Origin of the sequence: Neorhizobium sp. S3-V5DH (genome assembly GCF_004343065.1) — a bacterium.
Lineage (GTDB): Bacteria > Pseudomonadota > Alphaproteobacteria > Rhizobiales > Rhizobiaceae > Neorhizobium > Neorhizobium huautlense.
In genome coordinates this window covers 59,473-76,763 of record NZ_SMCL01000017.1, presented here as the reverse complement: position 1 = coordinate 76,763, position 17,291 = coordinate 59,473, and the positions used below count along the sequence as shown (strand labels likewise).

General features: G+C 59.3%; 16 protein-coding genes and 2 pseudogenes. 11 read left to right on the top strand and 7 right to left on the bottom strand.

Annotation, left to right across the window (positions count from 1 at the left end):
• Position 1: 1 nt before the first annotated feature.
• Genes EDE09_RS20605 through EDE09_RS20595 form a run of 3 tightly spaced genes read right to left on the bottom strand, consistent with a single transcriptional unit; the run spans position 2 to position 2,395 of the window.
• On the bottom strand, positions 2-595 hold the full coding sequence (locus tag EDE09_RS20605) for a TRAP transporter small permease (RefSeq protein ID WP_105374705.1): 594 nt from the start codon (positions 593-595) through the stop codon (positions 2-4).
• Between the two features lies 1 nt (position 596).
• Positions 597-1,598, bottom strand: a complete 1,002-nt coding sequence (locus tag EDE09_RS20600) for a TRAP transporter substrate-binding protein (protein WP_105374706.1) — start codon at positions 1,596-1,598, stop codon at positions 597-599.
• A 50-nt stretch (positions 1,599-1,648) separates the two neighbouring features.
• The gene (locus EDE09_RS20595) at positions 1,649-2,395 is read right to left on the bottom strand and encodes an SDR family oxidoreductase (protein ID WP_105374707.1); all 747 of its coding nucleotides are present in this window, start codon (positions 2,393-2,395) and stop codon (positions 1,649-1,651) included.
• A 183-nt stretch (positions 2,396-2,578) separates the two neighbouring features.
• Here EDE09_RS20595 and nac point away from each other — a divergent pair, with 183 nt between their 5' ends.
• A complete protein-coding gene (gene nac, locus EDE09_RS20590) occupies positions 2,579-3,517 on the top strand; it encodes a nitrogen assimilation transcriptional regulator NAC (protein ID WP_105374708.1) in 939 nt (312 codons plus the stop codon).
• 29 nt (positions 3,518-3,546) lie between these two features.
• Here the strand turns inward: nac and EDE09_RS20585 are convergent, their stop codons facing one another.
• On the bottom strand, positions 3,547-4,479 hold the full coding sequence (locus tag EDE09_RS20585; RefSeq protein ID WP_132412711.1) for a sugar-binding transcriptional regulator: 933 nt from the start codon (positions 4,477-4,479) through the stop codon (positions 3,547-3,549).
• A 160-nt stretch (positions 4,480-4,639) separates the two neighbouring features.
• Between EDE09_RS20585 and EDE09_RS20580 the strand changes: the two genes are divergently transcribed.
• The 6 genes from EDE09_RS20580 to EDE09_RS20555 are packed head-to-tail and all read left to right on the top strand — an operon-like array spanning position 4,640 to position 10,829.
• Complete coding sequence (locus EDE09_RS20580) at positions 4,640-5,950, top strand: extracellular solute-binding protein (RefSeq protein ID WP_245505213.1); 1,311 nt, start codon at positions 4,640-4,642, stop codon at positions 5,948-5,950.
• Complete coding sequence (locus EDE09_RS20575; protein ID WP_132412709.1) at positions 5,937-6,926, top strand: ABC transporter permease subunit; 990 nt, start codon at positions 5,937-5,939, stop codon at positions 6,924-6,926. The genes EDE09_RS20580 and EDE09_RS20575 overlap by 14 nt, the downstream gene beginning before the upstream one ends.
• A gap of 2 nt (positions 6,927-6,928) precedes the next feature.
• Complete coding sequence (locus tag EDE09_RS20570; protein WP_105374711.1) at positions 6,929-7,849, top strand: ABC transporter permease subunit; 921 nt, start codon at positions 6,929-6,931, stop codon at positions 7,847-7,849.
• Between the two features lie 10 nt (positions 7,850-7,859).
• Positions 7,860-8,612, top strand: coding sequence for a glycerophosphodiester phosphodiesterase family protein (locus tag EDE09_RS20565; RefSeq protein WP_132412707.1), 753 nt, complete (start codon positions 7,860-7,862; stop codon positions 8,610-8,612).
• A complete protein-coding gene (locus EDE09_RS20560) occupies positions 8,599-10,122 on the top strand; it encodes an alkaline phosphatase D family protein (RefSeq protein WP_132412705.1) in 1,524 nt (507 codons plus the stop codon). Before EDE09_RS20565 ends, EDE09_RS20560 begins: the two co-directional genes overlap by 14 nt.
• A 23-nt stretch (positions 10,123-10,145) precedes the next feature.
• The gene (locus tag EDE09_RS20555; protein ID WP_105375157.1) at positions 10,146-10,829 is read left to right on the top strand and encodes an HAD-IA family hydrolase; all 684 of its coding nucleotides are present in this window, start codon (positions 10,146-10,148) and stop codon (positions 10,827-10,829) included.
• Between the two features lie 68 nt (positions 10,830-10,897).
• Here EDE09_RS20555 and EDE09_RS20550 read toward each other — a convergent pair.
• The 3 genes and pseudogenes from EDE09_RS20550 to EDE09_RS20540 all read right to left on the bottom strand — a co-directional run.
• Positions 10,898-11,351 (bottom strand): annotated as a pseudogene (locus tag EDE09_RS20550) (DDE-type integrase/transposase/recombinase); the annotation flags it as partial.
• Between the two features lie 4 nt (positions 11,352-11,355).
• Positions 11,356-11,508, bottom strand: a pseudogene (locus EDE09_RS20545) (hypothetical protein); the annotation flags it as partial.
• A gap of 837 nt (positions 11,509-12,345) precedes the next feature.
• Complete coding sequence (locus EDE09_RS20540) at positions 12,346-12,639, bottom strand: hypothetical protein (protein ID WP_245423073.1); 294 nt, start codon at positions 12,637-12,639, stop codon at positions 12,346-12,348.
• Between the two features lie 309 nt (positions 12,640-12,948).
• Between EDE09_RS20540 and EDE09_RS20535 the strand changes: the two genes are divergently transcribed.
• The 4 genes from EDE09_RS20535 to istA all read left to right on the top strand — a co-directional run bounded on the left by EDE09_RS20535 (position 12,949) and on the right by istA (position 17,060).
• Positions 12,949-13,683 carry a phosphotransferase gene (locus tag EDE09_RS20535; RefSeq protein WP_132412703.1) on the top strand — a complete coding sequence of 245 codons (735 nt, stop codon included), beginning with the start codon at positions 12,949-12,951 and terminating at the stop codon, positions 13,681-13,683.
• A 131-nt stretch (positions 13,684-13,814) separates the two neighbouring features.
• Positions 13,815-14,426, top strand: a complete 612-nt coding sequence (locus tag EDE09_RS20530) for a 3'-5' exonuclease (protein WP_132412701.1) — start codon at positions 13,815-13,817, stop codon at positions 14,424-14,426.
• Between the two features lie 852 nt (positions 14,427-15,278).
• On the top strand, positions 15,279-15,506 hold the full coding sequence (locus EDE09_RS20520) for a DUF6678 family protein (RefSeq protein WP_105375113.1): 228 nt from the start codon (positions 15,279-15,281) through the stop codon (positions 15,504-15,506).
• Positions 15,507-15,584: 78 nt separating this feature from the next.
• Positions 15,585-17,060 carry an IS21 family transposase gene (gene istA, locus EDE09_RS20515; RefSeq protein ID WP_105375114.1) on the top strand — a complete coding sequence of 492 codons (1,476 nt, stop codon included), beginning with the start codon at positions 15,585-15,587 and terminating at the stop codon, positions 17,058-17,060.
• Positions 17,061-17,291: the final 231 nt, after the last annotated feature.

Genomic DNA, 17,291 nt, shown 5'->3' with positions numbered 1-17,291 from the left:
CCTATCCTTCGATGGCGGTGGCAGCACCGAGATCCGGACGGTCGACGGCATGGCCGGCCAGGCATGTCAGCGTCCGCGCGACCATTTGCGCGGCAAGAATGATGGCGCCCAGCGCCAGAACCGCCTGCGGTATCCAAAGCGGTGTCAGGCTGTCCTGCGACACCTCGCCGAAGCGGTAGGTCCTGAGCGTGAATTCTACCAGCGTATAGGCCATGAAGGCTGAAACGGCGGAGCCCAGCGCACTGGAGATGCCTTCCAGCACTCGGGCATATCGGCCATGGCCTGCACGCATCAGCATCTCGACCCTGATCTGCAGGCCGGCCCGAAGGGTCATGCCGGCACCCAGTAGGAAGGAGGCGCCCATCAGATAGGCGCTGTATTCCCAACCCACGTGAATGCTATTTGGCATGGTGGGAATGATCTTCGACAGCAAGGCAACTGCAATCTCAGCCAAGACAAGGAAGGTCAAGGCGACGATGCATGCGGCCGCGAGCAGGGCGCCGGCAACGGAGAGGTGATCGGCCGCGCGTTGAAGCGCGACCACCAGTCCATTTTCGCGCCCCGTCCCGCTTGCGGGAGCTGGCGTCTGTGCCATCTCAGTTCGCCTTGACCGAGGCCTTGTACTGCTCGACGAGAGGAGCCGCATCCGGAACTCGCTCGATGAATGCCTTCTGCAGAGCCTCGGCCCGTTCGACCATGGTTGCGCGCATCTCCGGGGAAATATCGGCGAGCTTCATGCCCTGGTCGGACATGATCTTGATGCTGTCAAGGTCGCCCTGGCGGGAGATGCCCCAGAATTCCGGCTCCAGATCACGGGCAGCCTTCTCGATCGCCGCCTGCTGGTCGTCCGGAATCTTGTTCCAAATGTCGAGGTTGATCGTCACCATGTTCGAACCCCAGGTGTGGTTCGTCGGGTAGATGTAGTCCAGGAACTCCCAGAACTTGCCGTCGACGCCCGAGGTGGCGGAGGTGGCGACACCCGCAACGCGGCCGGACGCCAGGGCCGGGATGAGTTCACCCCAGGGCATCGCCACGCCGGCCATGCCGAGTGCATTGACGATATCGACCGTGTTCTTGTCGGCGCCGCGGACCGGAATGCCCTTGAACCCCTCGATATTGTCGACCGCGACCTTCAGATAGACGTACTGAGCCGGCGACGGCACCATGTAGAGGATCTTCTGGTTGTTCTGTTCGGCGATCTTCTCGAAAACCGGGCGAATGATCGCGTGGTATTTCTTCAACTCCTCCATTGAGCTGACGAGAAAAGGAATTCCCTCAGCGCCGAACAGCGGATTGACGCCGACCTGCTGGGAGATGTTGATGTCCGCCATCTCGACGAGCCCATCCCGCACGGCCGTGAGCTGGTCCGGCCCTTTGAAGCCGAGCGAACCGCCCGGCTTCACCGAAATGACGATCTCACCCTTGGTGGCTTCCTTGACAACATCGGCGAAGCGGATCGCGTTCTTCACCATGAAATTGCCTTCCGGCAGCACATCGGAGAGATTGATCTGCATCTCCGCCATGGATGGAAGGGCCGACGATAGGAGCAGGGCCGCGGCTGCGACCGAGCGAATGAACTGACGTTTGCTGACGGACATTTTTATGTTCCTTTCCCCTTTTTGTAAGTCGTTTGCCTCCCGGCTGGTGTTCAGTCGCCGGACCGCCTTTCAAAGTTTAGACCACCTGGGACCTGGAAGGTCGGCAGGATCTCGATATGGCCGATGTTCACATGCCGCGGAGCATCGATCGCAAAGGCGATGGCATCGGAAATGTCTTCCGGCTTGAGGGATTCGTAGCCGTCGTAGAACTGACGCTGCGCCTCCTCCATGTCGCCGAGCAGACGCCCGAAAATTTCCGTTTCCACCCGGCCGGGGCAGATCTCGGTGACCCTGACGCGCTTGCCGTAGGCATCGACTCGAAGCTGCCGCGACAATTGGTGCACGGCCGCCTTGGTCGCGTGATAGATGGTGTTGCCGCCAAAATTGTAGACCGCGGCGATCGAACTGATGTTGACGATATGCCCGAGGTCACGTTCGACCATGCCCGGCATCAGCAGGCGCACGAGGTGCAGCACCGCCTGGATGTTGACCTCGATCTGTTCATCGATCGCGAACTCATCTGCCGTCAAGATGTTGCCGGTGCGCGAAACACCTGCATTGTTGACGAGGATGTCAATCTTCAGGCCCCCGACCGCCGATGTCAGAGCCTTGGTGTCCGAAACATCGACCACATGCGGGATGCAGCCGCACTTCGCCGCCAGCGCATTCAGCCGCTGCGCATTGCGCGCCAGCGCATGGACTTCCAGCCCCTCGCGCCGCAGGCGCTCCACGATAACGGCGCCCATACCGGTCGACGCGCCGGTTACCAGTGCGGTGTTATAATCCGAGAATGCCATCCGTGGTTCGTCCTTCGCATCTGTTGCTGACGATCACGCTAACCCTGTCTCCCGACGCTGCAAAAGATCACTTGCATATGGGGTGATCGGCATTTGTTATAGTTCCGCCAAAACAGAAGCTTGGCATAGGCGGCGACAGCGTTGATTGCTACACTGCAAGCAGGTTTTGGAGGAAGCTGCCCGTTGGATACACGCCGGCTACAGGCATTCGTAAAGATCGTCGATATCGGCAGCCTGACGCGGGCTTCCGCCATCCTGCATATTGCGCAGCCGGCACTGAGCCAGCAGATCATCTCGCTGGAAAGCCAGTTCGGGAAGAAGCTGCTGATCCGCTCGAAACAGGGCGTCGTGCCGACGGAGGCCGGGCGCGCGCTTTACCGTCACGCCCAGATGATCCTACGCCAGATAGACCAGGCCCAGGCGGATATCAGCGCCTCGGGTAATGTGGTCGCCGGACGCGTGTCCGTCGGCCTCGCACCCTTCAGCACGGCGTCGGTGCTGGCGTTGCCCCTGTTGCAGACCGTTCGTGCCCGCTATCCGAACATCCTCCTGCACATCAACGAGAATTTCGGTGGCGTCATCAGCGAGATGATCATGACGGGAAAGCTCGACGTCGCCTTCATCTACGATGCGGGCCCGATCCGCGGTGTGACCTTCGAGCCGTTGCTTAACGAGAACCTGTTCGCAGTGGCCCCCTCTAGCCATGTCGAGCGTATAGACGGCAAGGACGAAATCACGGTGGAGCAGCTCGCAGAGCTCGACCTCATGCTTCCGACCGCGATACATACGGTCCGCAAGGTCGTCGATACGACGTTTAGACGGGTGGGCCTCGCGCCTAAACTGATTGCCGAAATCGAATCTCTCTCCACGATGGCTCGCGCTATTAGTGCCGGCATAGGCTCGACGATTCTACCGTGGTCTGCGGCGAATGCGGTGCGCGACTCCGACGAACAGGTCGCCGTACTCAGGATCGTTAAGCCGTCGATGAACGTGAAGATATCGCTCTGCGTTTCAGACCAGTTCCCGCTGTCTGAGCCCGCGCTCGCGGTCAACGACATCCTCACCGAGCTTGCGCATTCCTTTGCTGCGAGCGACGATGTCTACGGGGTACAGAAAGCCTGATCAGCGCATTGACGATGTCGGCGCAATATCTAGGCAAGGATCGCCCGGGCGCTGTCGGCATCGGTGATCAGTACGTTGGCAAGGCCGCTTTGCGCTACCGCGTGAAGAATCTTGTGCTTATGTGCGCCGCCGGAAGCGACAATGCGGCAGCCGATGCGACGGAAGTCATCCAGTTCCGGTGAGAGCACCTGCCGATTCAGCAGGTGGTCGATTTCCTGCCCCGAGGCGTTGAGATACCGGCCCATCAGATCGCCCACCGCGCCGGCCTTCTGGAGAATTTCCTCGCTCATCCCTTCGGGCAGGCCATAGCGCACCTGCAGCGATTGCTGCGATACGTCGCCGACGCTCAAATAGGCCACGTCCACGTCGCAGATCTGCCTGAAAGTCCTCTGAAAGACCGTCTGAGATATGATGGCCTCGCGGGATTCGGGGCTTTCCGCATAAATCGGCGCGGCGAAATAGCGGCATTGGGCGCTGATCGCCTGGGCGAAGCCGCGAACGATCTCGAATGTGTTGATTTCGGAGCCGTGGGTAAGACCGCCCATCATCGAGCGCACCTTGATCTGCGGCTCGTTGAGCGACGGCATGTGCTGGATCGTCTCGCGGAGCGTCGAGCCCCAGCCGATGCCGATGGACGCCGGCTTCTGCGTCTGGATCAGTCGGCCGAGGAAGCCCGCGGCGCCCCGTCCGAGCACCGAATGCAGGAGAGCCGTCTCATTCGGGGTCGGAACCACGACCGCGTCCCTGAGCGCAAAACGCTTGCGCAGCTTCACCTCCAGTTCGACGCTTTCGGAGAGCGCGGAATCGAAACTGATCCGTACAACGCCGGTTTCCAAGGCTTCCGACAGGATTTCGTTTACCCGCCGCCGGGTGATGTTCATCCGCTCGGCGATCTGCTGCTGGGTAAGCCCCTCTACGTGGTAGAGCCATGCAGCCCGCACCATCAACTCACGATGTTCCATATCCCACCACCCGCTTGCACAAACGTCACAACGATGTAACATATGTAACATAAACCTGCATGTCATGGCTAACCCAGACGGATGGTGATGGCCAGAACCGAAACAAGGCGGGTCATGAAAAAGACCCGATAGAAGGATCCGAGACATGGCTTCGACATATATGAAATCGGTTGCCAGCCTGCTTGCCGCCGGTGCGTTGCTGATGGGCGCGGCCGGTGCTTCCGCGGCGGAACGCGTGAAGATCGAATGGTGGTATGCCATCTCCGGCAAGCTTGGCGAAACGGTGCAGCAACTGATCTCCGACTTCAACAAGTCGCAGGACAAGTATGAGGTCGTCGGCACGTTCAAGGGCAACTACGAGGAGACGATGGCGGCCATGGTTGCCGCCTACCGCGTCAATCAGCAGCCGGCTATCCTTCAGTCGGCGGAGCGCGGTTTCATGACCATGCTGAAATCTGGCGCCATTATCCCGGCGGACGAATTGATGGCCAAGCAGGGCTATAAGATCGACTGGAGCGATTTCGTAAAGCCGGTGGCAGGTTTTTACATCGTCAACGGCAAGCCGGCGGCGCTGCCTTTCAATTCCTCGACGCCGATCCTCTGGTACAATGCCGATGCCTTCAAGGCTGCTGGCTTCGACGCGCCCGCCGATACTTGGCAGGGGCTTGAAAAGCAGCTCTATGCGCTGAAGGAAAAGAAGGTCACCGACTGCCCCATGGCATTGCCGGGCGATTTCCAGTGGAGCCTGATCGAGAATTATTCGGCCATCAACGATCAGCCGTTCGGAACCAAGGCCAATGGCTACGGCGGCCTCGACACCGAATTCGTCTACAACAGGACTTCCGTCGTCGGGCAGGTCGCGCGGCTGAAGAAGTGGATCGATGACGGCGTGCTGAAGATCGCCGGTCAGGGCGTGGCGCCGATCAGCCTCTATACCTCGGGCACCTGCGCATCGATCATCAATTCCACAGCCAGCCATTCGGCCGTCGAGGCAGATGCCAAGTTCAAGTGGAGCGCCGCGGTCATGCCGCATGAGGAAGGCGTCCAGCCGAAGAACAGCACGATCGGCGGCGCCGCGCTTTGGGCGATCAAGGGCAAGCCGGAAGAGGTTCAGGCAGGCGTTGCCGCTTTCTTCAACTATGTCGCTCAACCCGGCGTGCAGGAATGGTGGAGCAAGGCGACCGGTTATGTGCCGGTCACCAACGCCGCCTATGCGAAGATGAAGCTGGAAGGTTATTTCAAGGATCATCCGACCCGTGAGGTTGCTATCGAGCAGCTCTCCCGCGGCGAACCGACCGACAATTCCCGTGGCTTCCGCTTCGGCAACCACAATCAGTCGACCGCGATCCTGCTTGAGGAAATGCAGGCCGTATGGACCGGCAAGAAGGCACCGCAGGAAGCGCTCGACAGCTCCGTCAAGCGCGGCAACGAAATCCTGCGCCAGTACGAGAAGCTCCATGCCGGCAAGTAGTGCCATGAGGTTGAGCGAGGGCGCAGCGACGCGCCTTCGTTTCCCGCTGCGGCTCAAGCTGGGCTCGCTGCTCACTTCGTCGGAAACCGGGTTGAAGGCCTCGCATTTCCGGCGCCCGTGGTTGGCAGCGGGCCTTCTGGCCCCGCAGCTTCTCATCCTGCTCTTTTTCTTCTTCATCCCCACCTGGAAGGCGTTGTCACTCGCTTTCGTGCAGGTGGATCCCTTCGGGGCGACGATGATCTTCGTCGGCCTTGATAATTTCACCACGCTGTTTTCGAGCCCGGAATACCGCGACAGCGCGGTGCTGACCTTGTGGTTCACGACGGTCCAATGTTTCGTGACGCTCTTTGTCGCCTGCCTTTTCGCCTTTGCCACCGATCAGGTGATGCGCGGCCGGGCGATCTACAAAGGCGTCATCCTCTTGCCCTATGCCATCGCACCGGCGATTTCCGGGGTGCTCTGGGCGTTTCTCTTCAACCCGACCGTCGGGCCGCTGGCGCAGATGTTGGACGAGCTCGGATATGCCTGGGATCCGAACCGCCGCCCGTCCGACGCGCTTCTTCTGGTTTCGGTGGCGGCAATTTGGAAGCATGTCTGTTACGACTACATCTTCCTCGTCGCGGCCTTTCTCGCGGTGCCCGCCTCCGTTATCGAGGCCGGCGCGATTGACGGCGCAGGGCCTGTTCGGCGTTTCCTGACAATCACGCTGCCGATGGCCGCACCGACGATCTTCTTCCTGATCGTGATGAATTTCGTTTACGGCCTCTTCGAGACCTTCGGTATCATCGACGTCATCACCCATGGCGGCCCGGCCGGCAGCACCAACACGCTCGTCTACAAGGTCTACCAGGACGGATTCCGCCAGCTCGATCTCGGCTCTTCCGCCGCCCAATCTGTGGTGCTGATGGCGATCGCCGTCCTCTTCACGGTCTTGCAGTTCCGCGCCGTCGAGCGCAAAGTCAACTATCAGGTGTGACCATGGTCGAACGGCATATCTGGCTTTCCCTGTTCTGCCATGTGGTGCTTCTGATCGGCGCCGCGGCCGTCTGCCTGCCGCTCTACTTCGCCTTTGTTGCCGGCTCGCTCACAGTCGGTGAGGTGCAGCAGGTCCCGTTCCCGCTGGTACCGGGCGATCATTTCGTCGAAAACACGGTTACTGCGTGGATGGAGGGCGATTTCGGGCGACTCTACCTCAATTCGATTATCGTCACGGTTGGCATCGTCGTTGGCAAGCTTGCTGTTTCGGTCATTGCCGGTTTTGCGGTCACCTATTTCCGCTTTCCCTTCCGTATGACGGCTTTCTGGCTGATCTTCATCTCGCTGATGCTGCCGGTCGAAGTGCGTATCATCCCGACCTATGAGGCTGTGGCGGATGCCGGAGGGCCGCTTCGGTCCTTCTTCGGAGCGATCGGCTTGACCGGGTTCCTCGCAAGTACCACCGGCTATCAACTCGATGCCGCCCTGCAGTGGAACATGATCAACAGCTATGGCGGCCTCATACTACCCCTGATCGCGTCGGCCTCCGCGACCTTTTTGTTTCGCCAGTTCTTCCTGACCGTGCCGGACGAGCTTTGCGAGGCGGCCAAGCTCGATGGCGCAGGTCCGTTGAAGTTCTTCCGCGACGTGCTGCTGCCGCTGTCCAGCTCCAATATCGCGGCGCTGTCGATCATCCTCTTTCTCTATGGCTGGAACCAGTATTTGTGGCCCCTGCTCTTCACCACCGAAAAGGAGATGTACACTGCGATGATCGGACTGAAGGACCTGATCCCGGTGGCTGATGCCCAGCCCGCCTGGCACTTGGCAATGGCGGCCTCCTTCTTCGTCATGGCGCCCCCTGCGCTCGTCATTCTCCTGATGCAGCGGTGGTTCACCAGGGGCCTGGTGGATTCCAGCAAATGAGGTATTTCCAATGACCACTCCGATCATCGTCGGCCATCGCGGCGCCCGCAATCTCTGGGCAGAGAACAGTCTCTCGGGCTTCCGCAATCTCATCGGGCTTGAGGTCGAATCCGTGGAGTTCGATGTGCATCTCAGCGCTGCCGGCGAACTTCTGGTCATCCATGACGCGACGCTCGACCGCACGACGGAGCGGTCCGGCCGTGTGGCTGATCTTGCCGCCGGCGAATATCGCTCGGTCATCCTCAAAGGTACCGATGAATGCATACCGACCCTTGAGGAGGTGCTGGAAACCTACGCGCCCACCGGCCTCGAACTGCACGTCGAACTGAAGGCGGATTCCGGCGGCAAGCCTTACGACGGTCTTGAAGCCAAGGTGACTGCGGAGCTGGACCGCTTCGACCTAGCAGACCGCGCGTTCCTGACGAGCTTCAACGGTGATGTCCTGAAGAAAGTCGGTGAGGTGGCACCGCATATCCGCCGGCTTTCTTCGCTCAATCATAAGTCCGTCGAGGTTCGAGGCCTGAGACGGTCGGTCGAGTTCATGCTGCAGGTGTCCGACGTGCTTGCCGTCGAGAAGGCGCTGCTCTCCGAGGAATGGGACCTGCTGTCAGCCTTGATACCGGCCGAAAAGTTGGGCGTCTGGGTGCCGAACGAGCCGGATGATCTGTCGTTTTGGCTGAAGCAGCCGATCCGCCAGATCACCACCGATCGACCGGACCTGGCCGTCAGGGTGCGAGAAGGACTGTTCGATGCCACGCATTGATCGGCGAAGCCTCCTGGCATGCGGACTTGCGGCTGCGGCCATCTGGCGACCGCTCGGGCGGGCACGTGCGGCAAGTTTTAAGGCTGATCCGTTTTCTCTGGGCGTCGCCTCCGGCTCGCCGCGGGCGAACAGTGTCGTCATCTGGACGCGACTGATTCTGGAAGATACGTCTGCGATCACTTCCGCCGATCCTTTTGCCCCTGCTCCGAAGCGGGTGGCGGAACCTATGGACATTGAGTGGATGGTCGCCGAGGACGAGACGTTCTCGAAAACGGTACAGTCCGGTCTTTTCCGCGCCGTACCGGAATTCGCGCATTCGGTGCATGTGGAAGTAAAGGGCCTGAAGCCCGGCCGTTGGTATTTCTACCGCTTCCGCTCCGGCAATGCGACAAGTCCGGTCGGGCGCACCCGAACTGCGCCGGAAGGCGGAGACGCTTTCCGTTTCGCTTTCGCTTCCTGCCAGCAATATGAGCAGGGTTTCTACAGCGCCTACGGTGAGATGGCCAGGAGCGACCTCGATCTCGTCGTGCACCTCGGCGACTACATCTACGAACGCAGCTACGGTAACGAGCTTGTCCGCCAGCATGGAACCGGCGTACCTTCACTTCTCTACGAATTCCGTGATCGCTACGCGCTATACAAGTCGGACCCGCAATTGCAGGCGGCGCATGCCGCTTTCCCTTGGCTCACCATCTGGGACGATCACGAGGTCACCAATAATTATGCGAGCGATCGCGCGCCGGATGCTCCGAACCCGGCGGAATTCCTCGACCGCCGCCGTGCTGCTTATCAGGCCTGGTTCGAACACATGCCTGTTCCGCCGGCTCTGGCTGCCGGCTTCGACGCGCTGCGCATTTATGACCACTACCGCTTTGGTAATCTGCTCAGCGTGAGCCTGCTCGACACGCGGCAATACCGCTCGCCGCAGCTCCAGGGCGCCGCCGGCAACGATCAGGCGGAGCGGACCATGCTGGGGCCGGCCCAGGAAGAATGGCTGGCGGAAACGCTTGGCATGTCGCAGGCGAAATGGAATGTCATCGCTCAGCAGACGCTGGTTTCGGAACGCGACACCAAGGTGGGGCCTGAGACGGGTTATAATCTTGACGGCTGGGACGGCTACCGCGCCGCGCGTGGCAGATTACTGAGCGCCGTACACTCTTCGGCTGCCTCGAACCCGATTGTCATCGGCGGTGATCTGCATGCCTTCTATGCCGCCGATATAAAGCGGGATTTCGCTGATGAAAAGACTCATCCGATCGCCAGCGAATTCGTCTGCGGCTCGATCACCTCGGATGCGCCGTCAGAAGCGAGCCTGGCGACGGCTCTCGCCGAGAACCCGCATCTCAAGTTTACATCCGGCAAGCATGGTTATGCGATCATGCGTCTCAGCGAGCGGTCTGCGGAGGTGGATTTCATCGGCATTGCCGACCGCAAGCAGCAAAATTCACCTGCTGCCGTTTTCCAGCGCTTCGCCGTCGTTGACGGTGCTGCCGGCGTCAATCGGCTTTGACGCCTCATTGGAATTGGACTTTTATGCAGATAGATCTTCTGATTTTCGATTGTGACGGCGTGCTGATCAACAGCGAGCCGATCGCCAGCCGTACGCTTGCCAAGGCTCTCCAGGATGCCGGCGCGGCGATAACCGCCGAAGAGGTTCTGGTCCGGTTCACCGGCAATTCCGCCACCGCTATCCGCCGCATCTGCACGGAAGAGCTCGGCATCGGCGATCTGGATCCGGTCTTCGACGCCTGGCATCTCGATATCTATCCGGAATTCGCCCGTTGTCTGGAACCGATGCCCGGCATGGAAAAGCTGGTGCGGTCGTTGCCGCACCGAAAATGCGTTGCCTCGAACAGTTCGACGGAGCGGCTGTCGAAGAGTCTCGGCCTGTTGGATCTCTGGCACGCCTTCGCCCCGTCCGTCTTTAGCGCCGATATGGTAGCGCGACCGAAACCAGCGCCGGACCTCTTCCATCTCTGTGCTGAAACCGTCGGGGTCGATCCCGCGCATTGCGTGGTGATCGATGACAGCGCCCATGGCATAATGGGGGCGAGGGCGGCTGGCATGACGGCGATCGGTTTTGTCGACCCGGCCGACCCGCGTCCAGACCGCGCGCTGGTCCTCAGGCAAGCGGGTGCCGCTTTCGTGGCAACTGGCGCCGGCGAACTCGCAGAAGCGCTCATCCGCCTCGAAGCTTCACAGCCAATGGAAGTCTGAGCTGCCTATCCTTGCGGGGTGATGTCATGTTGTTTGACTGAAGCCGGGCGAATGGCTTGCCGTTGAACTCAGGCAGCTGTGCCAGTTACGGCCCTCCACTGCGCCATTGCGCGGATTCGATGAATGTGGGTGGCGAGGGCGGTGTCCTTATAGTGGGACGGGACAAAGTGATTTCTGATTGCCGAAAAGACCGCGGTGAATCGTTGCAATCCGCCGGAGGCTCGGAAGCCTTGCATCATCCGTCCTCGCTTTCGCAGCGGCAGGTGTGAATTTTCCGCGCGATTGTTCAGGCCTTTATGCGATCGATGTTCGACAGAAGGCATCACATCCCGCTTTGCCGCTCCATATGAGCGCAGCTTGTCGCTGATGATCCGCTTCGGCGTGAGGCCTTGCTTCTTCAGCAGCCTGACCAGCAATCGCTTGGCAGCCTTCGTGTCGCGACGAGCCTGCACGATTTCGTCGAGAATATCCGTCCTGATCGACGGCTCGCCAAAGCCAGTGTTTCCGGCCGCCAATGGAGATATTCGACCGGCTCCTTGCCCTCGCGGCGGCGCAGATAAGGATTGACCATATCGCCCTGGATCGGTCCCGGCCGAACGATCGCCACCTGAATCACGAAATCGTAGTAGGTGCGCGGCTTCAAACGGGGCAGCATGGCCATCTGAGCCCGGCTCTCGATCTGAAAGGTGCCGCGCGTGAGGTACCGGCCCAGCTCTTTGTCCTCGAAATCGCGAAAATATTCGTTCGCGAGGTGAATTGCAGGCATTCTCCTGAAGCCATCGTCCTTGTTTTTCATCCATTGGCGCAACAAAGGTCGATATCGTTCGACCAGACCAAGATAGCGACATAACGCTTTGAGTGCGTACTCCGCGTAGACGTTGTTCTCCTCACCCTGCAGATAGGCTTCCAACAGTGGTGCGTCGCTAGCGCCGCCACAAAGCCCGACGATATGGATTGCATCAACGACGCCTCCGTCGCGTCCTCGGAGAATGTTCCGGGCGAGTTCGACCTCTTCTGGTGAAATAGGCCCTGGCTCCAGGCCATTGGCACGATTTGCAATGTTTGCGACGCTAATGCTGTTCATGGACGTTTCGTGATCGGTGGCAGTAGTTTATCTAACTCCAGTACCGTTGGCGAGCAACGACGACTTCGGGCCGAGAGGCGTTAAGGCGCTGATGTGCCAACAGGAGATATCAGGGACGGCGAGGGAAATGTTCTCGCGAGCTATTGGAAAGTCGACATGCCTAAAGAACCGGTAAGAGAGAAGATGCACTTGAAGATCAACTTTCACGGAGCGGCAATGAGCTAGATAGGAGAATTGCCTTACTTGATCCGAATTGTGACTTCTTTGGAGCCTACTTCTCACTGGAAGACGTTGAAGTTCAGCGATTCCCAAGGGAGGGGTGGACGACGATCAGCGGCGATGAATACCTTCGCCAGCTAGACTCAGAGGAACAAGCGTCTGCTGAGGGCCGACGTTCGCTTTCCGTTTCGCACCAATAGGAGCCGAACGGGGCTACATATCCGCCGGGCGTCCTGGGATGAATGAAATCGCCACCTTCTTCGCCCTGATGAAGCCGTCCAAGCCGTAACAAGGTGTCAATTCGATCTCGACGTCGGTCCCATCTTCCGGCAGGCTGAAATAGCTTGATCTGCCTCGGTCGGTCGCGCGTTGCAGGACGAGGCCCGCGATCACATTCTGGCCGCTGAAGCCGTCGAGCTGAAGGTCCATGATGCCTTCGAGTGAAAAGGTTACGACCGCGTGCTTGTCCAGCACAATGTGTCCGTCTGGACCGACCTCATTGGTCATGATCCAGCCATGCACCTTCAATTCGCTGGCCCCGGTTCTATGGAGGATAGACTGAGGATTTCGCTGTCGTGAAAGGTAGGAACCTCGCCGAACCATCTTAAAAGCTCATCGCCTCCAATCACATCCGAATAATTCATCTAACAAGCTTCCCCGTGTCGCAGCACTTCACCTATCAAACGGAAGCGTGCGTCGAAAGTCGGACGACTGCCCCGTGCCGCGTGCGCAGGTGTGTCAAAGCGGACTTCCTTGTGTCGCAAACTTTCTCTATTTCTTCCGCCAATTTTTACACAGCCGCCAAGGGCACTGCCAATGGGATGGGACGCACTCAGACAATGGGGCGAAGACGCGGTTCGCATTGAACCACTGACTGGTGGAGTTGCCAATGACGTGTGGACCGTTCGTGTGCACGGGCAGATCGCGGTCGGTCGTCTTGGTTCAAGGACCGACGCTGATCTTGCGTGGGAAACCCACCTCCTCCAACACCTCAACCGTAAAGGCATGACGGTTCCGGTACCGATTCCGGCGACTGGTGGCCGCCTGTTCGTGGACGGTCTAGTAGTGATGAAGTACCTCGAGGGCGGACCGCCCGAAACGATGTCAGACTGGCGTCGCGTCGCCGATGCACTCCGTGAACTGCATCGGTTGACCCAGGGCTGGCCGCAGCGGCCTGGCTGGAGATCATCGACCGACCTCCTCGGTGCTGAAACCGGAACCAGGATCAATCTTGCTGCGATGCCGCCCGAGGGCGTTATTCGATGTCGAGCAGCGTGGGCGCGGCTAATCGGGCGTGAGACATGCGTTGTTCACGGCAATCCGAACAACCCTGCCAACGTCCGCATGACCGCAGATCGGGTCGCGTTGATCGACTGGGACGAGTCACATGTCGACGTGCCCGACCTTGACCTGGTACTGCCCGGCAACGCTGCTGATCTCGACGACGGCACACATGACATCGCAGAGCAGGCGTCGGCCGCATGGGAAGCCGCCGTCTGCTGGCAGGACGAGTACGCAGTGAAGCGGCTTGCCGAAGTTCGAGCGGTCTGAGCAGTTCTGCGGATCGACAGAAGTGTCTATGCCGGAACCTCCGACGGCCATATTGCGCCAACCCACCAGTCATTGCCACTCCCCCCGAGCCCGATTATTCTTGCTGCGGATAATGTTGTCGGGAGACGCGCGTGAAAACAGCTATCATCTTCGACTGCGAGTTCCTTTGCATCAAAGGCTCTCAGAGTCGTTTCTGGTGTGCAGCTATCGACCCCGACCCTGTGATTGCTCAAATCGGAGCAGTGAAAATCGGTCTCGAAGAAGATTTCCCGATACTTGAGACTTTCAAAGCTTACGTGACGCCGCACGACAGGCATGGCGCTCGATATGCAATCGACCCCTACTTCACAGACCTCACGGGCATCACCGTGGAACAAATCACGCGAGATGGCAGACCTCTGCAGACAGCGCTGGACGATCTTGACCGCTTTTCTGATGGTGCAACCTTCTGGTCATGGGGGAAAGACGAGCTGAACATGATCGCAATCAGCTGCTACGTCGAAGGCATTAAGCCACCGATTCCCGCGCCCCGGTTTGATAACGCCGTGAAGCTTCTGCTTGCTGCTGGGATGCCTGTCGAGGATTTGGCGCGAACGCCCAGCAACAAGCTTGCAGATTATTACGGCGTTGAGCATCCGGACTTACAGGGGCACGATGCGTTGGACGATGCACGCTCTGTCGCTTACACGCTCCAACATCTTCTTACGTCCGGGAAGCTACAGCCCTCTGCCTTTGGCAGCTAAGGCCATCTTCCGCTTCGCACCAATTGCAGTCATTGTGGCGTCTCAATTTCCCTTGTATCGACGCAGATAGCGACAGTTTGATCCTGAGCTTCCTGTAGTTGATGTCGCTGACGACACTACCTCAGCTCGCTCGAAAGGAATCGTTATGCTCAACCCGGTCATGAACGATACAAAGTGGGACGAACTCGGTTTGGCGATGCATGCGCTTGATCCAACTCCGGCGTGAAGTACGCTTTCGACAAATGGCTACAGATACGGCCCTGATTACGAGTGGCTTCATCATTTTCGCATTGGCGGTTACAAGGACATTGTCCACGTCGACATTCACGTCGAAACATCGGATCAGCGCGATCTTGTTCGGTCTGCACTGAAGAAAATCCATGTGCCAGGTGAGGAAACAGCAGACCGCTTTCGTGTGTTCGGCTACCTCCAGAATGCTCACGTTGCAGACTACGTTTGAAGTCCAGACTGACCAGGTATCCTGCCCTAGCCGATGGAGGATTGCACCACTGCGGCACCGAACGTATCCGCTTTGGGGCGAGAGCAGCCGTCACTCACTTGCGCCGAACTCTTCCTAAATGATCCAGCACCTTTACGCGTTTGCCGGGGCTCCCCGAGAAATGATCGGTGGCAGATCGGCCTTGATGATCTTCTGTCGTAACACTAACCACCCTGAATGCTCCCTGTCCCGAGAACCGAGCGGTCAATTTGCGAAAGTCTTTAATATTAATCCCGTGGCGATCACAGAGAGGGCAATACCAATCCATATTCCTTGATAGCACATGCAAATTTATGACTAACTGTTCCGCCCGATGTTTCTGACATCCAGTTGAAGAAGAGCAGGAACGACGGATGCTCTATATTGGCTCGACAGACAGCAATGAGACCGCGAAAGTACGCCGTGCCATCGCGGAACGCGGCTTGTCTTCCCATATGAATGATACGAAGTGGCGAGCACTTTGCACGGCCGTAGCCGAGGAATTTCCCTTTCCACCGCCTTATCAGGTGAAGTGCGTTCTTTCAGATATGGCCCATCTGAGAGCGGCGGTGGAAAAGTCGGCCACGGTAGCGGCGGCATAGTGCTGCTGCGGGCGGAGTAAAATCCGGCCACCTATTTCCTTTCTGCAATGATCGCAGGAGGGACGGGGGATCTACACCGTGGAACTTTATTTGAGGGTTCGCCTGGCTGTTTCCGAAGGGATGACGCAGCGACAGGCAGCAAAGCATTTCAACGTATCGCGCGACAGCGTTGCCAAGATGCTGTCGTATTCGACACCGCCCGGCTATCAGCGACGTTCGCCGATCCGGCGTCCGAAGCTGGATGCATTCGTTTCGACGATCGAGCAGTGGCTGGAAGCTGACATGGTGATGCCGCGCAAGCAGCGGCATACTGCCAAACGGGTGTTCGACCGGCTTCGTGACGAGTGCGGGTTCACCGGCGCCTACACGATCATCAAGGATTACATGCGCGAGCGGGATCAGCGCCGACAGGAGGTATTCGTGCCACTGTCGCATCCGGCCGGCCATGCGCAGGCCGACTTCGGTGAGGCGACGGTGGTGATCGGCGGCGTCGAGCAAAAGGCCCGCTTCTTCGTGCTCGATCTGCCGCATAGCGACGGCTGCTATGTGCGGGCCTATCCGGCGGCGGTGGCCGAGGCCTGGGTGGATGGCCACATCCATGCGTTTGCCTTTTTCGGAGCCGTGCCGCAGTCGATCGTCTATGACAACGACCGTTGCCTGGTGGCCAAGATCCTGCCGGACGGCACACGCAAGCGGGCGACGTTGTTCAGCGGCTTCCTGTCCCACTACCTGATCCGGGATCGCTACGGCCGTCCCGGCAAAGGCAACGACAAGGGGAATGTCGAGGGTCTCGTCGGCTATGCCCGACGTAATTTTATGGTGCCGATCCCGCAGTTTCCGACATGGGACGCCTTCAACGCTTTTCTGGAAGAGCAGTGCCGCAAACGCCAGCGCGACAAGCTGCGCGGTGAGAGCGAGACGATCGGCGAACGATTGCAGCGGGATTTGGCGGCCATGCGCCCCTTGCCCGCGTCGCCGTTTGATGCCTGCGACCAGGCCAGCGCTGTTGTGACGGCCCAGTCGCTCGTCCGCTATAAGGCGAACGACTATTCCGTGCCTGTAGCCTACGGCCATCAAGACGTCTGGGTCCGGGGCTATGTCGATCAGGTGGTGATCGGTTGCCGCGGCGAGGTCATTGCCCGTTATCCGCGGTGCTGGGAGCGGGAGGACGTCGTCTTCGATCCCGTTCATTACCTGCCGCTGATCGAGCAGAAGATCAACTCCCTGGATCAGGCTGCCCCTCTCCAGGGTTGGGACCTGCCGGAGGAATTCGCGACGCTGCGCCGGCTGATGGAAGGCCGCATGGCCAAGCATGGGCGGCGGGAATATGTGCAGGTTCTCCGTCTTCTGGAAAGCTTCGAATTGGCAGATCTGCATGCGGCGGTGAAGCAGGCCCTTCAGCTCGGCGCAATCGGCTTCGACGCCGTCAAGCATCTAATCCTGTGCCGGGTCGAGCGCCGGCCGCCGCGACTGGATCTGTCGATCTACCCGTACCTCACCTGCCGTCGTTGGGTCACATATCCCGCGAGTTCTTCGAACCCGAGAAGCGCGTGAAGCAGAAGAAGGTCGGCTCCCCGATCCCAACGCACCTGAATTTGCATTCAGCTTTCCGGGAACCAAAGCCGACAACACCGTCGTCCACTTCAATCCTTCGGCTATGAAAGCCGAAAGCCTCTCAAAGTGAAGGCTGGCGCGGGATAATGCTTCCGAGCTGTGCGTGTCGTTCAGGTGCCGTCGATCAGGATCAATGACGCCATTTGGCAACGCGTAGAGATGCGCCAGGAG